Origin of the sequence: Lysinibacillus sp. G4S2, from assembly GCF_030348505.1 — a bacterium.
GTDB lineage: Bacteria > Bacillota > Bacilli > Bacillales_A > Planococcaceae > Lysinibacillus.
In genome coordinates this window covers 1845198-1866914 of the sequence record NZ_JAUCFJ010000002.1, presented here as the reverse complement: position 1 = coordinate 1866914, position 21717 = coordinate 1845198, and the positions used below count along the sequence as shown (strand labels likewise).

Sequence of the window (21717 nt, the reverse complement as noted above, 5' to 3'; positions counted from 1 at the left end):
AGCAAGATTAAGATTATTTTTAATGAAAAAAACTCCTTAGGAATACCGAAAATGCATCAATTTAGAGGGCTGTAAGTTAGGGCTCTAACGAGATAAATTTACATACCCGACGAAGTTTTTCATAAGCATTACTGTTAATAGTAAAACGTCTACCAAAAATCCTTCATAATGATTACTCCCTTTTAAGTAGACAGTGACTAACATTCACTTCTTTGAATGCAGAAAAAAATACTCCCCCTTAGTAAACAGATTTTTTATCTGCCTACCTTAGGAGGAGTATTTCACTCACTTACTGGGTTTCTTTTCTTATATGGTATCAATAAAGTTAACAATAATTTCATAACTAAAATAGATGGAAAGCAACGTTAACATCATAAACACTACCTTTTCAGCTTTACTACCTGTTTTTGTAGTAAATGGTAAACGCACTGAAATCGATACTGGGAAAAACAGCTTAACGCCCTTCTTCGTCCCCATATCAAGAAAAACATGACTTGCCATCCCTATTAAAATACCTAGTGAAACGGATTCGTAGGGTATAAATGTATGTAGTAGCATCCCAACCAAAACTAAAAAAAGCAAACTATGTGTAAAGGAACGATGTCCAAACAGCGAATTAACAGTTTTTGAAATGATGGGAAACTTCCTCCCGATTTTGCTACCACCATGGCAAATATCTGGAAGTAATGCACCGATAACGCCTGCTCCTACTAAAACAAGCGGATTATCATTAGAAATTTGTGCAAAAGCAAGGCTTGCAGTGATGCCTCCAATAATATGTGTATTCCCTTGCATAATTACTTCCACTCCTTTTGTCTCTATATTTTTACCCTTCTTAATTTAACACAACCTACTCCAAAAGGGAACATATATTCCGAACGTATACTCCCCTTTTCGCCATCAAATATTTTGATTCCATTCACCCTTTAGTGTCTATTAGATTGAAATCAATCGTAGAGCTTTCATATCAACAAAATATCAGAAACATTTCAGGTTCTTATTGTATATATAGGATGATTAGCGATAAAAATGAGTACTGGAGGTTATTTATGAAATCTATCAAAGGAATTTTGTTTATTATACTAATTATGGGGAGTAGTGCTTTACTGTGGTATTTTGCTACACCTATAGAGCCTATCCATGCTGTTAACAGGCTTAGTCACATTATTGGAGGCATGGCCATAACATGCTTCTTTCTTGTCTTTTTGTTAGCAACAAGAATGAAAATTTTAGAGCGTTGGTTCCATGGACTAGAAAATGTTTATTTTTATCATAAATGTTTAGCAATATTTTCACTTGTATTGGTAATTATACATGGTCAATTGCAAGATCTAGTCCCCGACTGGGATAAAGTACAAGAAACTCCGCTCAGCGAATTTGCGAAAGAGCTGGGATCGATTGGCCAATATGGTTTCATAACACTTATTTTGATTGCGCTTTTTGCTAAATTCCTAAAATATGAACACTGGCGGATCTTTCATCGATTAATGCTAATCCCTTATACATTTGGAATTTATCATGCCTATTTTTCAAGCAGATACGATTTATTCCAGCCTACCCCTTTAGGAATTTTTACGGCAATAACTGCGACTATTGGATTTATGTCAGCACTATATATGTTGACGATGTATCAGGATATGTTTTTTAAATATAAAGGCAACATTACAGGTATCAAAAAATTAGGCTCCAATGTTATTGAACTGGAACTAACACTTGATAAAAAAATTCCATATCGACATGGACAATTTATTTTTATAAAGATTTTGCAAGATGGATTCGAAAAGGCGCCTCATCCCTTTTCTATTTCAGGTGGCGATGGAAAAAAAATATTTGTCACTATTAAGGTACTTGGTGATTTTACAAAAAATGTATATGAATCAGTCCAACTGAATACACCAATTGCACTTGATGGTCCATTTGGTCATTTAAACTTTGACAATGGGACGCAACAACAAATTTGGATAGCAGGTGGTATAGGCATTACCCCATTTTTATCCTATTTACAATCACAACCCGTCGATCGTGATATTGAATTATTTTACACGTATCATGGTCAAGATAATGCTAGCTATAAAGAATTTTTACAGGCGTATGCAAAAACTAATCAACAATTCAGCGTGAACTTTATTGATACTAGCCAAACGGACAGGCTATCATTTGAAAATTTTTTAGTGCCAGAAAAGACAAGCATTTTTATGTGTGGTCCAGAAAAAATGGTAAAACGTTTTGCTAAGCAATTAAAATCCTACAATACAATTGCAGACATCGAATATGAATCCTTTAAAATTAGATGAAGAATTATAAGGAACCTCTTCAATTCAAGAATCTTTAATTCGAGCAATTTTACTTGGAATATTGAAAAGTTTATCGTATAGTAAAATCTCATCATATATAAGGGAGATTTTTAACGATGACTATAACAAAAAGTTATTTAAATAAAGTAATGCACGAACGTAAATCTGTACGTAAATATGAGGCAAACTATAAAATTCCACAAGCAGAATTAGAGGAATTACTTGTAGAGGCAACAACAGCTCCATCATCAAGCAATCTACAGCCTTGGCGCTTTTTAGTCATCCAAGATGAGGCAGTAAAAAAAGAATTACGCTCAATTGCTAATAACCAGGAGCAAGTGGAAACTGCCTCTGCCATTATTGCAGTATTAGGCGATACTGAAATGTACAAAAATGTAGAAGAAGTCTACACAAAAAATTTCGAGCTTGGCTATATGGATGAAGCGACAAAAAATGTTATGATTGAAAACTCATTAAGACTGTATCCAAACCTTCCTAAAGAAGTTCTAAAAAATATTGCTACATTTGATGCCGGCTTAATTTCCATGCAAATTATGCTTTTAGCAAAAGACATGGGCTATGATACGGTACCAATGGCTGGCTTTAATAAAGAGGCTTTTGCGAAACGCTTTGAATTAACAGATAATCTAGTGCCAATCGTCTTAATCGCAATCGGTAAAGCAGCAGCACCAGCTTATGGCTCATCTCGTTTAGAGCTGAATGACATTGCAAAATTCATTTAATCGTGAATTTTGTTTTAGTAAGACGGGCAAAATGTTCTTCTTAGAATAAATATGTTACACTAAATATAGAATAAAAAAGACTGGATGCGTCAACATCCAGTCAAACCAGCAACAATCATGCCGCACCATAGCGGCTGACCAAGTTAAAGTTATAGAAATTGTCACCTTACTTAGCCGGCAGGGTGGCTATTTCTTTTTATTTTGAGAGACAATAATGCTAAGCATCAGTGTAAGCACTGCAATTAGCAAAAGGCCACACTGCACAATTAAACTGAATGCTTCAAATACTGTCATCCGCCTCACCCCCTCTCTAAAGGGAGTTCAGCCGCCACCTGCTTTATGAATTGTTGCTATTGTTAGTCTAACAATTTTACGAAATATATTCTATCGAAAATCCTCACAAGATTAAAAACCTAAGTTGTTATCACCTGTATCGTTTGTCAGGAGAAATGCTATACTCTACATCTATCGCTTCATGAACATGAATCGACCATTCAAAGTATAGCCCACTTAAGCAATTAACTTAAGACAACACTAAAGAGTATCTTTGTCCATCAATCTAAGTCTGACAATTTAGCTAACGACTTTTTCAAAAGCTGTATTTCAGACAGTGACAACGTAACACCCTTCCCCATCTTTGTATGATCCTCGGACCAATCTCTAATATCGTATTTCGGTTCACGTTCATTCCAACTAATTAAATTCAATTCTTTTTTCCACCCTTTATTGCCTTCCGATAATACTGCAATTGTTTCAATAATTTCGTATTTAATTTCTGCCATATCCATTCCTCCTTATTGTATCTGTATTAAGAACTATATCTTGAAATAATAGGATTATCAAACCTGACAACACTTGAAATAATTACACTACCTTAGAAACGTGACATCGGGTTTGTGGATATTTCAGTTTTAATCGGAGGTTTTCTATGTTAATTCTTCAACTCGTATACCTTCCTTGGCTTCCACAACGTCGTATAACCATTCATTATTGAGTAATCATATAAATCTACAAGTTTTTTATTTTCATATGTATGGAAATAAGTTGGTTCGCTCACAATTGAAACTAAATTATCATTTCTATCGAGCATGGACTCTAAATAAAATCGTGTTGAAAGTTTGTCACTTTTTTGCAAATTACAATCATTACATGCCAACACTAAATTCCATAAATTATCACTTTGAACAAAACTCCACGGAATAAAGTGATCGACGTGTGTTTTTCGACGGTTAATTGATAAATCACAGTTACAATAGAAGCATCGATTTTGTTCAAATTGTGTAAGAACTTTGTAGAATGTCTCTAAAGAACTACGCTTTGAAATTACCTCTATTTTTGAGAGTAAAGCCATTGTACTTGTGGCTTCATTCACTTTTTCGAGGTATTTGACTAAATGATAATTTGTTAGGTTTATTAAAACTCGCTGGTATTTTTTCATGAATTGATAAACAGGGCTATTGAAACAAAAATGTGCATGTTTGATGTCAAATTCATAGAATACACCTGCTGTATCTCCGTAAAATGCGCCGATAACGTTCTGCTTACAGTCACGTTTCACCTCATTAACAATTTTTAGTTGCAAAGAATCCACAAGCTGATCGAATTGCCATTCGGAAGGAATAGCGTTGTCATTTGCATATTTCTGCAAAATGGTTTGGGCACGAGCCGGTTTATTTTTATTAGGAGACTGTGCTAGTTTGTGATGGATTACTAAATTCCAATAAATATTTGTGAATGAATAAAATATTTGATTGTAGCTGAGTCCTAACTTTTCATCTACATTGTATAAATTTTCAAGCAAAGCTTTAAAGAAGACAAACTTATAAGAAGTTGACACTGATGAACGATAGTAAAAATTATTCAGATGTTGCCAAATCTGATGTTCAGTTACATATTGCTCCCGTATTTCTCCAACCTTTAAATCATGAGACATACTGTTTCCCCTACTCCTTCACCTCAACTAAATATATACCTTTCGAAAATCCTCCGCGTTGCCTCCTCTTTTGAGTACGTATTTGTTCTAATTGTTCGTAAGACACACCGTACATATGTATAGCTGCATGTACTAATTCCAAAATATCTGCAAGTTCCTCAACGGCTTCTTTTTGAGATGCTGACTCCTTAAATTCTATAGCCTCCTCTTGCATTTTCTCTTTTATTTCTTTTAGGTGTTCGCTGGAATCTAACACCCTTATGCTACAAGTTTTGCCCTCTGCTTCAATTACTTGCGGAATCAAATCACGTACTAATTTATTGTATACAGGCATTCTTATGTCCCCCTTTAATACAGCATTATTTCCCATATTTCTGTCGAATCGTTTGAATAAGTTGTTCTTTTCTTGCCCTAGATATTTGCATAAAGTATAAAAACTAATCACTATCAATACATAAATATTTAACAGCCTTTTCCCTAATCTTGCACCCTTTCAGGTAAACGAACAAAAATTTAAAAATGGTTCTTCAAAACTATTATACTAATATTTTCAAGGATGTTTTTTTCATTTTTTTATTATTATTCAAATAATCATCATCAAAAGATTAATTTTCCAAATACATTATAGTACTAATGTTTGATTTCAATTAAATATAGCATTCAAACCTTTCTAGATTTAACACTTTTGACTTGTTATGATAAGGAGGAATTTTTTTGAAAGGAGGTTTTCAAATGAGCTATGATGCTACTGAGTATAATGATGCAATCCTTGATTTGTTTTTAGCACTTTTTTTGTTAATTCTACTTGTCTTTGCATTAGCGGGCTATATTTTTAACGCACTAATTTATTATAAGGCATCTGAAAAAAATGGCTTTAGTGATATGGCTTATATTGCTTGGATCCCAATTATAAATATCTATAGCCTTTTTCTTTTGACTGCAAAGGGTGATGATGATAAAGCGGTGCGTGCGGCAGCATTAAAACCTACACTGATTTTTACGGGATTATTATTATTTTTATTCCTCATCCCTTTAATTGGCTTTATCTCACTCCCTATCATGTTTGGTTTATGGATTTATTATTCTTACCGCTTATTGTATCGCTGGTCAGGTGATACCGGTAAAGCTGTACTTTACACCGTTTTATCGTTGATCACAGGCGGAATATTCCATGCTATTTATGGCTTAATGCACATGAATCAACCTTTCAAAGCATAGCCTAAAGAATGGATGGCAGAAGTTGCAATTATAGGAACTCTAGATCCTAACTAGGGTGAGGTTGTAACAGCAATCGTTGTTAAAAAGGATGGCCATCAATTAACGGAAGAAGAAATCATTACGATTACAAAAAAATTTAGCAGGTTTCAAATGTCCCAAAAAAGTAGTCTTTAAAGAAAAACTTCCGAGAAACGCATCTAGAAAATTCACATCAGAAAAGCGCAAGAAATCAACGTTTCTAAAATTGATTTCTCTCGCTTTTTAAAGTTTTGACCAGTTATGTCCCAGCCTCAATTTTATAATAAGTAATATAAAATCAAGTCATTTTTATACTACAAGTGTTTCAATATCGTCCTTCTTTGCCGCAACTAAATGATTGGTTGCAAGACTTACTACAATAGCTACTGCAAAGTTAAAAATAAGAGCAATCATTCCTGTACTGATGTCATTAATTACGTTTGGAATGTTCGGGAAAAAGTCAATTAGTTTATGTGATGTTATGGCACTATAAAATACGATTCCTACACCGGTAAAAATTCCTGCCATTGCACCGATTTTGTTAAGAATGCGATTTTTATAGAAACTAAACAGGAGCGCTGGAAAAAGTTGTGTTATTAAGCTGTATGACATAATGTTCAAGATTGCTAGTGCATCTCCTCCAGTAATCGTGAAGATGAATGCAACCAATATGATAGCAAACACAAATATTTTTGAAGCAAATAACTGTTGGCGATCTGTTGCCTTTGGTTTCACAAGTTTGTAAAATCCAGTCATTAATCCAACTGAAGCAGACATTAACATAACAGATGCTGGTACTAAAGCAGTTAATAACCCAGCAGCACCGACAACGCCTACTATCCAAGGATCAAATGTTTGAATCGTTAATCGGAGTAATGATAAATCTCCTTCAGCCCCTTGTAATCCAGGAATCTCTACAATGGCTGCAAAACCAATGAAAAATGCGAATAAGAGTAATAGCGTATACAAAGGTAAGGTAATGGCATTTTTCTTCAATGCTTTTGCACTCTTAGATGAAAATAATACTGAAAAGCTGGTTGGTAATAAATAGAATCCGAACGCATTTAATAAAATAGTTGAGACAAACCAAGAAATACTTAAGCCAGAACTAGCGAGAGTTAAGCTTTCTGGTTTTATTTTTTCTACAGCTTCAAATAGAGGTTGTATGCCTCCAAAATAATGGTATGGAATATAAATTCCTAAAAATACAATGACGCCTAATATCATGATATCCTTTAATACAGCTGTCCAAGCAGAGCCATGGATACCTGAGATGGTAACATAAATTGTAATAATTATGGCACCAATAGTACTAGCCACAATTGGACTAATCCCTCCATAGGAAGCCTCTGAAACAATAATACCTAACCCTTTTAATTGTATAACTAAATATGGGATCAAGGCGATAGCACCCAAAAACGCTACAACTAATCCTAATATTGGACTTTTATATTTGGAAGCAAAGTATTCTGGTTGAGAAATAATATGATGGTCTTTAGCATAGTTCCAAATCTTTGGTGCAATCCAATAAGATAAAACATATGCTAAACAAATATATGCAGGTACATAAAAAGCAGCGGCTCCATTCGAATAAGCCCAACCACTACCACCAAGGAATGTAAAAGTAGTATAAACTTCTCCTGCAATTAGTAGGAAAATGAATAATGTACCAAAACCCTTATTACCAACAGCAAATTCATCGACATTCATTTTTTTTCCACGTGTTGCTAGTATACCAAGGAAAAGAGCAATCAATGCAAATGCAAAGATAATCAGTAAAGCTATATTCATTATTCTTCGCCTCCTTGGTTTTCAGGATCCAATTTATACACAATCGCTAACACTACTGACGATAATATCATCCATAAAGTAATCCAGAACAGGAGAAAAGGTAAACCCAAAATATAAGGCTCTATTTTATTTGCAAAGGGCAAACATAAGCACATTCCAATAAACGGTATCAACAATAACAGTTTAATATTTTTCATATATGCCTCCTTGGAATTTCTTTTTATCGTCCAAAATAGTAGTGTAACCCTCAGTTTAACGAGCATAATTCTGGAAATTTGTAGTCAAAAAACGGATTCATAATGTATAAATGTCTTTTCTACGGATACGATCTTTATAAGTTGTAGCAGCCCCATTTTTACGATTTTCGTATAGATCTTCAAGAGATAGTTCAGCTGTTACAACTGTACTTGATTTACTTGTAGTTTCTGCAATGACGCCATTTTTTGTCCAAGGTAAGTCAGCAGGCCCTATAATAGCGGTTGTCCCAAATCCATTTTGAATGGGTCCTTGGATTTCGCCAATCGTAGGGCAATGAACGACATAGAGTTGGTTTTCAATACTTCGTGCATGAACACAATGGCGAACTCTCCAGAAACCATATTCAGTGAACGTATAGGAAGGGCAAAAGATAATATCGGCACCTTTTTGACTATATATATGTGCAATTTCTGGAATCTCTATTTCATAGCATATGGCAATACCAAATGTTACTGGTCCAATTTTGAAAACTTCTAATTCATCTCCCTCTATAGTGTTCCAAGCAGATTCAGCAGGGAAAATATGTGTCTTCCGATGTTTTAATACATTGCCTTCTCCATCAAAGATATAGGTCGTATTATAATTTCCTTTATAGGTAGGTTCAATTGTAGAACCTGCAATAATAATCTGTTTTCTTTGCTGTGAAAGATTATTAAAAAATCGAAGATAGTCATCTAAAAAGAAACCTAGTTTTTCATTATCTTTTTCTGCAAATTGATTGTAATTGTTATAAGTTGTTAGTAAAGACATCGTAAACAATTCTGGTAAGAGCACATAATCGCTTGAAAGTGGCACATCATTGAATGCATGTAAAATTCGGTCTTTAAAGGTAGAGAAATGATCAACTTTTTGCAATTCAAATTGACAGCTTGAAATTTTTATTGTCATAAAAGTCCCCCAGCCTCATCACTATAATTTCGTTTTAGAGCGTTCGAAAAGAATATCACCATCTAGCATTGTTAATTCGACTTGAATATCTTTTAAATCTTGTGGAAGGGTTTTCAAAATACTTCGATCGAGTACAATCATATCTGCTAATTTACCGGGTTCTAAACTACCCTTTATATCCTCGTCAAAACTTGCATATGCACCGTTATAGGTATATAGACGAATGGCTTCAAGAACATCTATTTTTTGTTTTTCACCAAATGAAGTTCCATTGGCAGTGAGTCGATTGACCGCTTCGTAAATTCCAATAAACGGATTGTAGGTTGTAACTGGTGAGTCTGACCCAGCAGCAGCAATAATTCCTTGATCAATAAAGTCTCGTGCAGGGTACATAAAGTCCGTACGTTCACCGTAATTCGTTAAATAACTTTAACCAAACTCATACGGAAATGGTGGATTAGGTATTGGAATCACCTTTAACTCTTTCATTCGTTGCTGTAAATCAGGGCTTGAAATTCCAGCGTGTTCAATACGATGTCGATGATTTTCACGAGGATTTTCTTGTAAAGCGCGTTCTACAACATTCAAATACATTTCAATTGCTTGATCACCTTGAGCATGTACAGTAATTTGATAGCCTAATTCATGTGCTTTACCAAGTACTTCATAAATTTCATCCTCGGTGTAATATAAGATTCCACGATCGTCGGGATTGCTTGTATAACCTTCACGGGTAGCAATAGTCGGACCAGTACTACTACCATCTGTAAACAATTTAGCAGGACCCACTTTAAAGAATTCATTTCCAGTTCCAGTTAATACCCCAGATTCCATCATATTTAATGTGAACTGCCTACAGTCATTTAAAGTAGCAATCATCGCATAGACACGAATTTTCAAATCACCTTTTTGGGAGGCTAATTGTAACATTCGGTAACTTTCTTTTGTAAACGTTCCAGCTTCATGAATACTTGTAATGCCAACTTTTAAGAAATGTTGCTGTGCGATTTGAATGGCTTGATAAACTTCTTCATTTGAATAAGATGCAATCTCACTAAACTGCATATATGCAGTTTCGATCAATCGTCCAGTTCGTTGACCTATTGCATTTCTTTCAATTAAACCTCCTTGAGGATCAGGAGTTGTTTCGTCAATACCTGCTAGATGTAAAGCAACTGAATTGACAATTCCGATGTGACAGCAAGTACGGGTAATGACAATCGGGTGGTCTTTCGTAATGTTGTCTAATTCTTCAAGAGTAGGATATCGTTTTTCCTTAACCGTTCGTTCATTGAAACCCCAAGCGCGAATCCACTGACCCTTTGGCGTAGTAGCAGCTTTGTCTTTTAAAGCAGTCAAAATCGCATCTATAGAATCGAACTCGGGCTCTTTACAGCTGATACTGAGATGAAAAGTACCATACGTGACCAAATGTAAGTGAGCATCAATAATTCCAGGTAGAATTGATTTTCCTTCCAAGTCAAATACTTGTGTAGAATCATCAATTAAATCTTTAATCTCCTCATTCGAACCAACTGCTACTATTTTGTTATCAGAAATCGCTAGAGCCTCTCGGATAGAATCTTGTCCATCTACAGTAATTACTTCACCATTTAAAAAAGCAATGTTCGCTTTCATATAATTCCTCCTCGTTATATAAATTGAATATTCAGAAAAATCGGAGTGTGTTAGTCTATTCATTTATTTTACTAAAAATAAATTGTCTTACATTCTTACAAAAGGTAATTAATTTTACTTTTTTTTAGACAAAAGGTTAAAAGGATTATTATTACGTAACTATAAAAAGAGGTTGAGAAAAAATTGGCCAAAACCTAAAAAGGCGCGAGAAATCAATTTTAGAAACGTTGATTTCTCGCGCTTTTCTGATGTGTAATTTTTAATTTTCGCTTTAAAAATGTACTTATGTCCTGCCCTCTTTTTATGTGCATCCTACTATTACTTTTAGATAGAAAAAACACATTTATGCTGTTCTTTACCATACGTTTTAACAAGTGTCATCCACAATTTTTGGTGATGAGCCCAATAATTACAGCATATGATGTACTCTTCAATATTTTCATTTCAAAATTAGTTGCATCCAAAGTAAAGAACAAAAATTTTTTATAAAATGATTCTTCACCACTAGTTTTCCATTAATTCCATTTTTTTTTTACAATTCAATCAATATTTTATCAAAAATTCATCATCAAAATAACATATACCTTTAGTAAAAATAGTATAATTGTATGATTACCACTAAATACTGGATATTTTTCACTGTAGATTTATAACTTTAGTATTGTTATTATTATGAAGTATTTTTTTGAAAGGAGGTTTTCTTATGTACGATTCTTATTATAGCAATGATATCGAAACTGCCTTAGGTGGTTTGTTTCTCTTGATTTTTTTAATTTGCCTTGTGATGGGTATTGCAGGCTATGTGATTAGTTCACTCATTTTTTATAATGCATCTAAAACAAATGGCTTTGGTGATCTAGCTTATATTGCTTGGATCCCTATTATTAACGTTTATAGCCTTTTCTTATTGACTGCAAAAGGTGATAATGACGTAGCAGTTCGTGCAGATGCGAAAAAGAATGTTCTTATTTATGCTGGTTTATTACTCATATCATTCATTCCGCTTATTGGTCTACTTGCTTATTTAGGTATTCTTGGCTTTGCTCTGTATTTCACATATCGTCTATTCTATCGTTGGACAGGTGAAAGTGGAAAGGCAGTACTTTTTATTATTTTAACAATCATTACTTTAGGTTTATTCTATTTTATCTATGGCTTAATAAAAATGAACAAACCTTTTGTTGCATAATTACTTATGTACTTACAAAAACCTCTTTATGCTTTTTAAAGCTTAAAGAGGTTTTCTACTTATTCACGTAATTTTACACTATAATGTCTCATGGATTTAGGAATGCCTTTTAATGCAAGCACCCCACTATAGACTAAATATCTTATTCTACATTCTAAAAAGAAGACACTCGGAAGCTCGATCATTAAAGGTAAGAGTTCTGCAATCACTGCTCCCGTTTTTATAAAATCTTTAGTTGCTTGATCATTATGTAACTTTTCTATCGTCGCAATGATTAAAGGGTCAAAATAATTTACTGGTACCCCTTTTATTTCATTATCAATCCAGAGACGCAGAACATCATTAGTGTGCGATAATGTTACCCATTCATTTTGGAAAATAAGGCGTTCCTCGGTTGTTAACGGCTTTTTTTCCTTTGCGTTTACAAAAAGCTGCGCTAATTGCTGTGAATTAAGCTGACCTGCCGCAAGATTAGTCATACCATGCTCTGTTGTTGTATTAATAAGAAAAATCTCATTTGATTTATCTCGCAATAAATAAAGGAAAAAACGAAGCCCACATTGTTCATCGGCATTATTACCATACCAAATATAGATAGGCACATGATTTGAAATATCCTCTATTTCACGCAAAGTATTTGTAAGCTTATTTTGATAAACATCTTCCTGTTCATCGTTAATATTTTCATATAACCAATCATTTCGGAAGGCTTGACCTCTTTTCTCCTCTAACTTCCACAATGGTCCAATTGACAAGCAATCAGGAAAACCAATCACATGTTTAGGTGGTACAAGCGCTATTCTCACTGACCCTGCTGCAGATTCAGAACTAACAATATGAACTGCCTGTGTTATTAATCGTTGGTCGACAGAACGGTGTTTTTGAATACAGTCATTTATGATTTCTACTAAGTTGCATAATTCATCGTGCTCTAGACAAAATCCACACCCCTCAATTGCTTCATTTACTTCATGGTTGAATGTTTCAAATGAAGCATGATGCTGTAATTCATACGTCTGCCATTCACTATAATCTATCAAATCTGATGCGTTCACATAATTATTTGCTTTAATTTTATAGACAAAAACCGTATTTGACTCAAATAAAAAATAAATAAATGGATAATTTACTTTCGATTCCATAATTCGGCCCCCTTTATATAAATTTTACGTTATTTTTTAGGTTAAGCGAGCAATGAATTTTTAAGAGCACGATACACGTAAGTAAAATTGCAATTTAGGCCAATATTTCATGGCATGATCGACTGAATAATCTTATACAGCTAGAATTATGAATATGAGTGCACTTTCAAAAGCTAAAAGTGTTATACTAATAAGCACGTTATAAATTGAGGAGTTAGACAGTATGAAATATTTTAAACCACAAATGCAGCAACTTGTGAAAGAAAACCGTGAATTACATGATCGCCTAAAAGAGTTAATGGCCGAAATGGATTTGCAAAAAAATTACGCTTTAAAAGCTCTATATCACGCTGAAGTAGCGGACGGTGGACGCTATCAGCAAGATTATCAAGCGTTGGACTATTTATATAAATAATTCTCAATGAGTAAAAACACTTTTAATAATTTCCATTAATGAATCAATATTTAAAATCAATTTTTTAAAAGTAATAAACGCAAGAATGTTGATTCCGATAGCATTCTTGCGTTTTCTCATTAATTATCTACCTATATCATTAATTCTTGCTACTTGCACTGCCTTTGCCATGTATTCCTCACGCATTTCCACTGGCACCATACTTCCACCTGTTGCCCAAACAAGATGGACAGCTTGCTCCATTTTATCAACTAAATCATGCTTTTCTAAATAACTTTGTCCATTTTTCATTAACTGAATTGATCCAAACATCCCAGCATGTGCAGATGGCTCTAAAAATAATTCTTCAACTTCCATAGCTATTGCGAGCGATTTAAATAATTCCTCATCTTTCACTGTGTAACAGCCACTTATATATGTTTCCATTACCTTGCCAACAAATTTTGACGCACGCCCAACAGCAAGGCCATCTGCTTCCGTTTTATTATCAAGACCAATGTCCTCTACACTGATGGCATCATGTAAACCAGTCATTAAACCAATAGTCATACAAGGGGATGCTACTGGCTCAGCAAAGAAAATATGGGCATGTTCTCCAAAAATTTCACGTATCCCGTAAGCAACACCGCCAGGTCCACCACCTACACCACACGGCAAATACACGAACAATGGATGGGCTTCATCCACAGTAATATTCGTCTTTTCAAACTGTGCTTTTAAACGCTTCGCCGCCACTGCATAGCCAGCAAATAAGTCTTTCGAATTCTCATCATCAATGAAATGGCACATAGGATCTTGTTCAGCCTCACGACGACCCTGTTCTACTGCAACGCTATAATCAGCTTCATATTCAATAACTGTCGCACCTTTTTCTCGCAGTAATGCTTTTTTCCACGCTTTTGCGTCACTCGACATATGTACAACGACATTAAAGCCGAGTTTTTTGCCCATAATGCCGATACTTAATCCTAAATTACCTGTAGAACCTACGGCAATTGTGTATTGCTGGAAGAAAGATTGAAAGTCCTCTGTTGCCAATACTGCATAATCATCCTCTTTTGTTAGTTTACCACTAGCGATTGCAAGCCGCTCTGCGTGCCTTAATACTTCAAAAATACCCCCACGAGCTTTAATAGAGCCGGATATTGGCAAGGTATGATCGCATTTTAAGATAAATTGACCTGGTATTAGAAGATCAAATTCCTTCTCAAGAGCTTTCTTCATCAATGGTATTTCTTGAATAGATGATTCAATAAGTCCTTTACTTTCTACAAGCTCTGGAAATGCTAAAATTAAATAGGAAGAAAAGCGTTTAAGTGTCTCTTCTGCCTCCTCAACTTCCTCCATTGAAAAAAGATTTGTCTTAGCCTTTTTTTCCCAATTTGTATTTTGCAAAAGTACAGTATTCTTATTTGCTAACTCTTTTAAATTCGGAAATTGATTAAATAGTTCGTGTTTAAGTTCATTTTCCATCTTCTGACGCCTCCATTTTTTGCGCTAAAATTGCTCGTTCACAAATTTGTCGAAATTTCATTTTGAATGAAATATTGTTTTCTTGAGTTCGTTTTTTAGGTCCCCTCGTACGTCCACCGGCACGTCTAATTTTTTGTCCGACATGGCGCATTTCAAGCAAACGTTCGATATTTTCATTAGACATCTCTCTTCCATTTTGATCAATTGGATACCCTCCTCTTGCCAAAACCATAGCTGCTAAACCGTAATCCTGTGTAATGACAATATCATGCTTTGAAAGCGCATTCACTAGCGTGAAATCAACCGAATCCGGACCTTTGGGTACAATAATTGTTATTACATTATCACGTTCAATACGGTGGGATGTATCGCAAAACAAGATTGTTTCAATCTCAAACTCAGATGATATTGATAGCGCTAAATCCACTACTGGACAGGCATCAGCGTCAATTAAAACCTTCACAATAAAGCATCATTCCTTTCTCATAATTAGATAGATAACTCACCTAATTGTTATTCCGATATAACGATTCCACCCCTCCGTTTGTTCAATTTTTCACAAACTTAAGACTGTTCAAAAAAGTATTTTATTGAATAGTGCGAAAAATAGATATACGATACACCTATCAAACAACTGGAGGTTTTTTACTATGACAACTACAACTGTGAGCAACGAACAATTAGCAAAAGAATACGTGGATGGTGTATTCGAGCAATTAAAACAACAGAACAGTCATCAAGCGGAGTTCTTACAAGCCGCTGAAGAAATTTTCATTTCTTTAGTGCCTGTCTTTGCGCAACACCCTGAATATATTAAAGCAAATATTTTATCGCGAATCGTTGAACCAGATCGTATCATTTCCTTCCGTGTTGCTTGGCAAGATGATAACAACCAAGTTCAAGTAAACCGTGGTTATCGTGTACAATACAGCAACGTAATGGGACCATATAAAGGCGGTCTTCGTTTCCATCCTTCCGTTAACGAATCAATTATCAAATTTTTAGGATTTGAACAAATCTTTAAAAATGCTTTAACAGGCCAACCAATCGGTGGTGGTAAAGGTGGCTCAAACTTCGATCCTAAAGGTAAATCAGATTCTGAAATCATGCGCTTCTGTCAAGCATTCATGACTGAATTATACCGCCATATTGGTCCAGATGTCGATGTTCCTGCAGGTGATATCGGAGTTGGAGCTCGAGAAGTAGGCTATTTATGGGGTCAATACAAGCGTTTAACAAAAGCAAGCGAATCTGGTGTATTAACTGGTAAAACTCCTGGATATGGCGGTTCTTTAGCTCGTAAAGAGGCTACAGGTTATGGTACTGTCTACTTTGTAAACGAAATGCTAAAAGATGCCAATGATTCATTCGAGGGTAAAACAGTTGTAGTTTCTGGCTCTGGTAACGTTTCAACATATGCAATTGAAAAAGCTCAAGCTTATGGCGCAAAAGTTGTTGCTTGTTCTGACTCTTCAGGCTATGTTTATGATCCAGATGGTTTAGATCTTGATGCAATTAAAGAAATTAAAGAAGTAAAAGGCGATCGTATCTCCACTTACGTTAACTATCGTCCAAATGCTACATTTACAGAAGGCTGCACAGGTATCTGGACTATTCCTTGTGACATTGCGCTTCCATGTGCTACTCAAAACGAAATTAACGGTGAATCAGCTCGCACTTTAATTTCAAACGGTGTAAAAGCTATTGGTGAAGGTGCAAACATGCCATCAGACCTTGAAGCAATTAACGAATTCTTAGACGCTGGCGTATTATTCGGACCTGCTAAAGCTGCTAACGCAGGCGGTGTTGCTGTATCTGCTCTTGAAATGGCGCAAGATTCTAGCCGCGTATTCTGGTCATTTGAAAAAGTAGATGCTAAATTACATCAAATTATGAAAGATATTTACGCAGACAGTAAAGCTGCTGCTGAAAAATATGGTTACCCTGGGAACCTTGTAGTGGGCGCAAACATTGCAGGCTTCGTAAAAGTAGCAGATGGTATGCTTGCTGAAGGCGTATATTAATAACATTCTTTTTTCATTAATTTAATTTAGAATTTTCTTGATTTCACCTAAGATGATAGCGAATATTCGTTATCATCTTATTTTTTGGTAAAAAAATAGTTATAAGTCATAATAAATTACTTTTAAAACGAACATTTTTATTATTAAATATTCAAAACATTCGTGTTATAATGATAGAGTACTATGAAATATTGGAGGGTTTTTTGTGGAATTATTGTATACAGGTAAAACGAAAAATGTGTTTCAATTAGAAGATGGTCATTACTTATTAAAATTTAAAGATGATGTAACTGGTGAAAACGGCGTATTCGACCCAGGTGCTAACACTGTTGGATTAACAATTGATGGTGCTGGTTTAGCTGGACTTCGCTTAACTTCTTATTTCTACTCAAAACTAAACGAACAAGGTGTTCCTACTCACTATGTTGATGCAAATTTTAATGATGCAACAATGACGGTTAAGCCTGCAACGGTTTTTGGTAAAGGCTTAGAGGTTATTTGCCGCTTCAAGGCAGTAGGTTCTTTCCTACGTCGCTACGGTGCTTACGCGAAAGAAGGCCAAGACTTAGATTCTTTCGTAGAAGTTACCATTAAAGATGATGATCGACTAGATCCTCCTATTTCTGAAGATGCTTTAGCAATGTTAAACCTGTTAACACACGAAGAATACGCAATTTTAAAGCAACGTACAATTGAAATTTCTAAATTCGTTGCTGCAGAGCTTGCCAAAAAAGGGTTAACACTTTACGACATCAAATTAGAATTTGGCCGTGATGCTAAAACAAATGAAATTTTATTAATAGATGAAATTTCAGGTGGTAATATGCGTGCTTACAAAGGTGAACAATATATTGAACCATTAGAGCTTGAAAAAATTATGTTAGCTGAATAAAAAATAATCCATTCATGTTAGTATATATCGGCTTGACTGGATAGGAATAATCAAAAAAGAGTCGCATTCTTGTGGCTCTTTTTTCGCAAATAAGATGATTTTTTCTTTCTTTCGAAACTTTTCATCGGATCATCCGTATACTAATATGCAATTATACTATTATTTTGGAGGTAATTTAATGGATAACTATAATGACACACCACAAGAAAGGCCAAAGGTTAATCCATTTTTGTCTGTTTGGTTGCATCCAAAGCAAACAGCTCGTTACATGATTGATGAAAAATCAATCGGCTTTGCAATCCTTATTATGTCTATTGGCTATATCGGTTCTTCGCTATCCGGACTTATTGACCCAAAATTTATGACAGATTTTTCTCTTTGGATTTTAGCACTACTTTGTGTGATATTTGCACCAATAGCAGGGATTATCGGCACAAGTTTTTCAACGTTAATATTTTGGCTGTTTGGTAAACTTTTTAAAGGGACTGGTACATTTTCTGATTTATTTAAAGGTTTAAGTTTAACTGCTATACCATTCATCGTTCTTATACCACTTTACTTAATTTGGTTGATTACATCGCCTGAAACATTAATGGACACTAACTCCGTTGATACAATACCTTGGTTATTATTAATAACTGGTTTGGTTAGCCTTATTCTAGCGATCTGGTCTTTAGTTATCACTGTAGGTGTTGTGGCAGAAGCTCATGAATTCGAAATTTGGAAAGCAATATTGACTGTTATTATCCCTTCTATTATTCTGTTCATTATTTTCTTTATTTTCTTTATCATTCTTATGTTCGGCATAATCGGCATTAGTATGATGTAAAAAAAATCTCCCCTCTCAACAACGAGAGCGGGAGATTCTTTCAAATTGGATTGAGCAATTTTTAAACTGACAGCACTGTATTTTGTTGGAATAGCTCTGACACACCTGACTCAACAGCTGCACCACTTACAGCTTGCGAAACAATTTCTACAACCCGCTCATCTAATGATTTAGGTACAATATATTCCTCCGTTAATTCCTCATCACTTACAAGAGAGGCTATCGCTTCCACTGCAGCTATCTTCATTGCTTCATTAATATCTGTCGCTCTGACATCTAGTGCCCCACGGAAAATACCAGGAAAAGCGAGCACATTGTTAATTTGATTTGGATAATCTGAGCGTCCTGTTCCCATAACCCGTACACCCCATGCCTTGGCGTTTTCATACGTAATTTCAGGATTTGGATTTGCTAGTGCAAACACGATTGGATCTTCATTCATTGAAGCAATATGGGCTTCTGTTAATAAATTCGCAACCGATACCCCAATAAAGACATCTGCACCAACGAGAGCATCCTCCAGTGTTCCATGTAATTTTTCTGGGTTTGTTAAATGGGCAATCGTTTCTTTAATTGGATTCATCCCTTCAGCGCGACCTTCATAAATAAGACCTTTTGTATCACACATATAAATATTTTTATAGCCCATTTGCACAAGAATACGCAAAATAGCAATCCCCGCTGCTCCCGCGCCGTTAATTACGACCTTCATTGTTGCCACATCTTTATTCACAATGCGATTGGCATTAATCATCCCTGCACCTACGACAATAGCAGTTCCGTGCTGATCATCATGGAACACAGGGATATCACATTCTTGGCGCAGACGATCTTCAATTTCAAAGCATCTTGGCGCTGATATATCTTCTAAATTTACAGCACCAAAAGTTGGAGCAAGCGCCTTCACAATGCTGACGATTTCATCCGTATTCTTCGTATCTAAACAAATAGGAAAAGCATCAACATTGGCAAAACGCTTTAATAAAATCGCCTTTCCTTCCATTACTGGTAACGCTGCCTTCGGACCGATATCCCCTAAACCTAATACCGCAGTACCATCTGAAACAATCGCCACCATATTTCCTTTCATTGTATAGTCGTAAACTAGTGATGGATTTTTTTCAATCTCTATACAAGGCGCAGCTACTCCCGGAGAATACGCAAGACTTAGATCATAGGAATCTTGCACAGGAACCTTTGAAATCACTTCTAATTTCCCACTATAATACTCGTGCATTTCTAAAGCCTTTTTCATTACATCCATTCAATCCCATCCTTTTCTAATGAATTATTATATATTTCAGAATCATAATACTTTGTGAAAGTAAAGTCAATGAATTTTCTGTCAATTTTATTTTTTATTCGAAATAACGCTATTTACTATCATTAATACCACTTTTTTATTTTGTTATTATCTTCACAATCAATTATTTTAATATAATTGATAGGTTGGTTTCCATTTAAAAAAATGCACAAATATCGCCATTTAGCCTGTTCAACTTTTCACATAGTATTTTTCTTATGTAAATGAGAAATTTTTCACAAACTTATGTAAGCGCATCCATTGTTAAATCTTGTTTCGTCACATTTTCTTCACATTTTTTCACAAAGTTTTTTTATTATACAACCTAAAGTATTCTTTTTTTCTGCTTTACTCGTTAGAATCTCTTAGCGATTTCACTTCACCACATTTGCCCAAGGGATCGAAGCGACCTCGAGGATGTAGCGCTTTAACCAAGACAAACTATGCCCTTGGTTTTTCACAATTAAAAAGAGCCCTTTATGTTAAGGACTCTTGCGTAAACTGATTTATAAAAGCGGTAATAATATGTTTGGAAGACCACTGTTCCCCTGATACCTTTGTAATCGGATAATCACGAGAAAAAATTGATTTTGTAATTTCGTCTACTGAATAACCTTTCTTAAACAATTGCTTTACATTACCCTCCAAATCTTCTAAATAAGCAATTTTTTCTTCTATTTTCGCTCGACCATCCGCTATATAACCCGCATGACAGCAATACACTTCCTTAAAATCATAGTTTAATATTTTCTTCAAAGACGCTAAAGTATGTACGATATTTTCTTCATCAAGCACAACTTTCGTCTTTGTTTGTATATACAAATCTCCTGTAAACATAGCACTTGTTTCTCGATTGTAAAATGATAAATGATCTGTTGAATGTCCTGGTGTTTCAATAACATCCCATGTAGCTGAATTCGTTTGAAAAGTATCACCAAACGGTTGAGCAATAAATGCTGGTCGCTCTCCCCATAATGCCTGTCGATAAAATGGGTATTCTCCATCCTCTGCACAAATACTAACCGAATCACGATGTACATAGATAGGTACATTTTTGTGTTGTTGAATCCACGCTGCGTTTCCTGCATGATCCTCATGAGAATGTGTCAGTGCCACTTGTTCAATCGGTATCCCGTTAAAAAAAGATTGAAACTCCTGTGAAAGCGAATAGGAGCCTGTATCAATTAATAACCCATCCACAAAAAAACTATAAACACTCAACCCGAAGCCTTGAACTGATACTTTACCATGGGCACATTGAACATCACGATATTGTTGAATTTCTATACTTTTCTCTCGTTTAAACATCCTTTTCCCCCTTTGCCCTTTGTATAAAGAGTGTAGCACAAAATGAATGGTCAGTCATTTTAGGAGTACATAGCAACTTGCATCGCTAATTTAATCGTCGCTTCGACCTTTATCCGTCGCTCTGAACACTCTATCCTTCACTTCAACTGCTCTATCCGTCACTCTGAACACTCTATCCGTCGCTCTCACTATCCTATCCGTCGCTTCGACCGCTATCCGTCATTCTGAACACTCTATCCGTCACTTCGACTGCTCTATCCTTCGTTCTGAACATTTTATCCGTCACTTCGACTGCTCTATCCGTCGCTCTGAACACTCCATACGTCGCTTCGACCGTTATCTGTCGCTCTAAACACTCTAA

The 21717-nt window shown here is 35.2% G+C and carries 21 protein-coding genes and 1 pseudogene; 8 read left to right on the top strand and 14 right to left on the bottom strand.

The features are described from left to right. Positions 1-306: 306 nt before the first annotated feature. Positions 307-795, bottom strand: a complete 489-nt coding sequence (locus QUF91_RS09485; protein ID WP_285396997.1) for a metal-dependent hydrolase — start codon at positions 793-795, stop codon at positions 307-309. Between the two features lie 254 nt (positions 796-1049). Here QUF91_RS09485 and QUF91_RS09480 point away from each other — a divergent pair, with 254 nt between their 5' ends. Together QUF91_RS09480 and QUF91_RS09475 are read left to right on the top strand one after the other, a co-directional pair. After that, the gene (locus QUF91_RS09480) at positions 1050-2294 is read left to right on the top strand and encodes a ferredoxin reductase family protein (protein WP_289417604.1); all 1245 of its coding nucleotides are present in this window, start codon (positions 1050-1052) and stop codon (positions 2292-2294) included. Positions 2295-2410: 116 nt separating this feature from the next. Beyond that, positions 2411-3037, top strand: coding sequence for a nitroreductase family protein (locus QUF91_RS09475; protein WP_285396999.1), 627 nt, complete (start codon positions 2411-2413; stop codon positions 3035-3037). Between the two features lie 186 nt (positions 3038-3223). On the opposite strand, the gene QUF91_RS09470 is transcribed toward QUF91_RS09475, so the two are convergent. From QUF91_RS09470 to QUF91_RS09455, 4 genes are all read right to left on the bottom strand, one after another. Continuing rightward, positions 3224-3331 carry a putative holin-like toxin gene (locus tag QUF91_RS09470; RefSeq protein ID WP_232733159.1) on the bottom strand — a complete coding sequence of 36 codons (108 nt, stop codon included), beginning with the start codon at positions 3329-3331 and terminating at the stop codon, positions 3224-3226. 260 nt (positions 3332-3591) lie between these two features. Next, positions 3592-3819 carry a YdbC family protein gene (locus tag QUF91_RS09465; protein WP_285397000.1) on the bottom strand — a complete coding sequence of 76 codons (228 nt, stop codon included), beginning with the start codon at positions 3817-3819 and terminating at the stop codon, positions 3592-3594. A 149-nt stretch (positions 3820-3968) separates the two neighbouring features. Continuing rightward, positions 3969-4970, bottom strand: a complete 1002-nt coding sequence (locus QUF91_RS09460) for an HNH endonuclease (RefSeq protein WP_285397001.1) — start codon at positions 4968-4970, stop codon at positions 3969-3971. A gap of 10 nt (positions 4971-4980) precedes the next feature. Further along, positions 4981-5304 carry a nucleoside triphosphate pyrophosphohydrolase gene (locus tag QUF91_RS09455; protein ID WP_289417603.1) on the bottom strand — a complete coding sequence of 108 codons (324 nt, stop codon included), beginning with the start codon at positions 5302-5304 and terminating at the stop codon, positions 4981-4983. A 398-nt stretch (positions 5305-5702) separates the two neighbouring features. On the opposite strand from QUF91_RS09455, the gene QUF91_RS09450 reads away from it, so the two are divergent. Next, positions 5703-6188, top strand: a complete 486-nt coding sequence (locus QUF91_RS09450; RefSeq protein ID WP_289417602.1) for a hypothetical protein — start codon at positions 5703-5705, stop codon at positions 6186-6188. Positions 6189-6515: 327 nt separating this feature from the next. Here the strand turns inward: QUF91_RS09450 and QUF91_RS09445 are convergent, their stop codons facing one another. The 4 genes and pseudogenes from QUF91_RS09445 to QUF91_RS09430 form a co-directional block, all read right to left on the bottom strand. Beyond that, complete coding sequence (locus QUF91_RS09445) at positions 6516-7997, bottom strand: sodium:solute symporter family protein (protein WP_285397004.1); 1482 nt, start codon at positions 7995-7997, stop codon at positions 6516-6518. Further along, positions 7997-8194 carry a DUF3311 domain-containing protein gene (locus QUF91_RS09440; RefSeq protein WP_289417601.1) on the bottom strand — a complete coding sequence of 66 codons (198 nt, stop codon included), beginning with the start codon at positions 8192-8194 and terminating at the stop codon, positions 7997-7999. The genes QUF91_RS09445 and QUF91_RS09440 overlap by 1 nt, the downstream gene beginning before the upstream one ends. Positions 8195-8291: 97 nt before the next feature. Further along, entirely contained in the window at positions 8292-9143 is an 852-nt protein-coding gene (locus tag QUF91_RS09435; protein ID WP_285397006.1) for a nitrilase-related carbon-nitrogen hydrolase, read from the bottom strand. Positions 9144-9164: 21 nt separating this feature from the next. Next, positions 9165-10781, bottom strand: a pseudogene (locus QUF91_RS09430) (amidohydrolase). 703 nt (positions 10782-11484) lie between these two features. Between QUF91_RS09430 and QUF91_RS09425 the strand changes: the two are divergent. After that, on the top strand, positions 11485-11970 hold the full coding sequence (locus QUF91_RS09425; RefSeq protein ID WP_285397008.1) for a hypothetical protein: 486 nt from the start codon (positions 11485-11487) through the stop codon (positions 11968-11970). 59 nt (positions 11971-12029) lie between these two features. On the opposite strand, the gene QUF91_RS09420 is transcribed toward QUF91_RS09425, so the two are convergent. Beyond that, complete coding sequence (locus tag QUF91_RS09420) at positions 12030-13112, bottom strand: DUF1835 domain-containing protein (RefSeq protein WP_289417600.1); 1083 nt, start codon at positions 13110-13112, stop codon at positions 12030-12032. A gap of 223 nt (positions 13113-13335) precedes the next feature. Between QUF91_RS09420 and QUF91_RS09415 the strand changes: the two genes are divergently transcribed. After that, positions 13336-13527: a hypothetical protein gene (locus QUF91_RS09415; protein ID WP_053482024.1), complete on the top strand. Its 192-nt coding sequence runs from the start codon at positions 13336-13338 to the stop codon at positions 13525-13527. Between the two features lie 123 nt (positions 13528-13650). On the opposite strand, the gene QUF91_RS09410 is transcribed toward QUF91_RS09415, so the two are convergent. After that, positions 13651-15000 (bottom strand): D-serine ammonia-lyase, encoded by a 1350-nt coding sequence (locus QUF91_RS09410; protein WP_289417599.1) that lies wholly within the window; start codon positions 14998-15000, stop codon positions 13651-13653. After that, on the bottom strand, positions 14990-15463 hold the full coding sequence (locus tag QUF91_RS09405; RefSeq protein WP_285397011.1) for a YaiI/YqxD family protein: 474 nt from the start codon (positions 15461-15463) through the stop codon (positions 14990-14992). Before QUF91_RS09405 ends, QUF91_RS09410 begins: the two co-directional genes overlap by 11 nt. Before the next feature lie 187 nt (positions 15464-15650). Here QUF91_RS09405 and gdhA point away from each other — a divergent pair, with 187 nt between their 5' ends. From gdhA to QUF91_RS09390, 3 genes are all read left to right on the top strand, one after another. Then, entirely contained in the window at positions 15651-17024 is a 1374-nt protein-coding gene (gdhA, locus tag QUF91_RS09400; RefSeq protein ID WP_285397012.1) for an NADP-specific glutamate dehydrogenase, read from the top strand. A gap of 205 nt (positions 17025-17229) precedes the next feature. Further along, entirely contained in the window at positions 17230-17916 is a 687-nt protein-coding gene (locus QUF91_RS09395; protein WP_285397013.1) for a phosphoribosylaminoimidazolesuccinocarboxamide synthase, read from the top strand. Between the two features lie 178 nt (positions 17917-18094). Continuing rightward, positions 18095-18745: a Yip1 family protein gene (locus QUF91_RS09390; RefSeq protein ID WP_289417598.1), complete on the top strand. Its 651-nt coding sequence runs from the start codon at positions 18095-18097 to the stop codon at positions 18743-18745. A gap of 61 nt (positions 18746-18806) precedes the next feature. Here the strand turns inward: QUF91_RS09390 and QUF91_RS09385 are convergent, their stop codons facing one another. After that, entirely contained in the window at positions 18807-20009 is a 1203-nt protein-coding gene (locus QUF91_RS09385) for an NAD(P)-dependent malic enzyme (RefSeq protein WP_289417597.1), read from the bottom strand. 516 nt (positions 20010-20525) lie between these two features. Next, positions 20526-21356 (bottom strand): MBL fold metallo-hydrolase, encoded by an 831-nt coding sequence (locus QUF91_RS09380; RefSeq protein WP_285398380.1) that lies wholly within the window; start codon positions 21354-21356, stop codon positions 20526-20528. Positions 21357-21717: the final 361 nt, after the last annotated feature.

Excerpts from the sequence above, each read along its gene's own strand:
- QUF91_RS09485 (WP_285396997.1), bottom strand. The coding sequence starts at position 795 with ATGCAAGGGAATACACATATTATTGGAGGCATCACTGCAAGCCTTGCT.
- QUF91_RS09480 (WP_289417604.1), top strand. The coding sequence starts at position 1,050 with ATGAAATCTATCAAAGGAATTTTGTTTATTATACTAATTATGGGGAGT.
- QUF91_RS09475 (WP_285396999.1), top strand. The coding sequence starts at position 2,411 with ATGACTATAACAAAAAGTTATTTAAATAAAGTAATGCACGAACGTAAA.
- QUF91_RS09470 (WP_232733159.1), bottom strand. The coding sequence starts at position 3,331 with ATGACAGTATTTGAAGCATTCAGTTTAATTGTGCAGTGTGGCCTTTTG.
- QUF91_RS09465 (WP_285397000.1), bottom strand. The coding sequence starts at position 3,819 with ATGGCAGAAATTAAATACGAAATTATTGAAACAATTGCAGTATTATCG.
- QUF91_RS09460 (WP_285397001.1), bottom strand. The coding sequence starts at position 4,970 with ATGTCTCATGATTTAAAGGTTGGAGAAATACGGGAGCAATATGTAACT.
- QUF91_RS09455 (WP_289417603.1), bottom strand. The coding sequence starts at position 5,304 with ATGCCTGTATACAATAAATTAGTACGTGATTTGATTCCGCAAGTAATT.
- QUF91_RS09450 (WP_289417602.1), top strand. The coding sequence starts at position 5,703 with ATGAGCTATGATGCTACTGAGTATAATGATGCAATCCTTGATTTGTTT.
- QUF91_RS09445 (WP_285397004.1), bottom strand. The coding sequence starts at position 7,997 with ATGAATATAGCTTTACTGATTATCTTTGCATTTGCATTGATTGCTCTT.
- QUF91_RS09440 (WP_289417601.1), bottom strand. The coding sequence starts at position 8,194 with ATGAAAAATATTAAACTGTTATTGTTGATACCGTTTATTGGAATGTGC.
- QUF91_RS09435 (WP_285397006.1), bottom strand. The coding sequence starts at position 9,143 with ATGACAATAAAAATTTCAAGCTGTCAATTTGAATTGCAAAAAGTTGAT.
- QUF91_RS09425 (WP_285397008.1), top strand. The coding sequence starts at position 11,485 with ATGTACGATTCTTATTATAGCAATGATATCGAAACTGCCTTAGGTGGT.
- QUF91_RS09420 (WP_289417600.1), bottom strand. The coding sequence starts at position 13,112 with ATGGAATCGAAAGTAAATTATCCATTTATTTATTTTTTATTTGAGTCA.
- QUF91_RS09415 (WP_053482024.1), top strand. The coding sequence starts at position 13,336 with ATGAAATATTTTAAACCACAAATGCAGCAACTTGTGAAAGAAAACCGT.
- QUF91_RS09410 (WP_289417599.1), bottom strand. The coding sequence starts at position 15,000 with ATGGAAAATGAACTTAAACACGAACTATTTAATCAATTTCCGAATTTA.
- gdhA (WP_285397012.1), top strand. The coding sequence starts at position 15,651 with ATGACAACTACAACTGTGAGCAACGAACAATTAGCAAAAGAATACGTG.
- QUF91_RS09390 (WP_289417598.1), top strand. The coding sequence starts at position 18,095 with ATGGATAACTATAATGACACACCACAAGAAAGGCCAAAGGTTAATCCA.
- QUF91_RS09385 (WP_289417597.1), bottom strand. The coding sequence starts at position 20,009 with ATGGATGTAATGAAAAAGGCTTTAGAAATGCACGAGTATTATAGTGGG.
- QUF91_RS09380 (WP_285398380.1), bottom strand. The coding sequence starts at position 21,356 with ATGTTTAAACGAGAGAAAAGTATAGAAATTCAACAATATCGTGATGTT.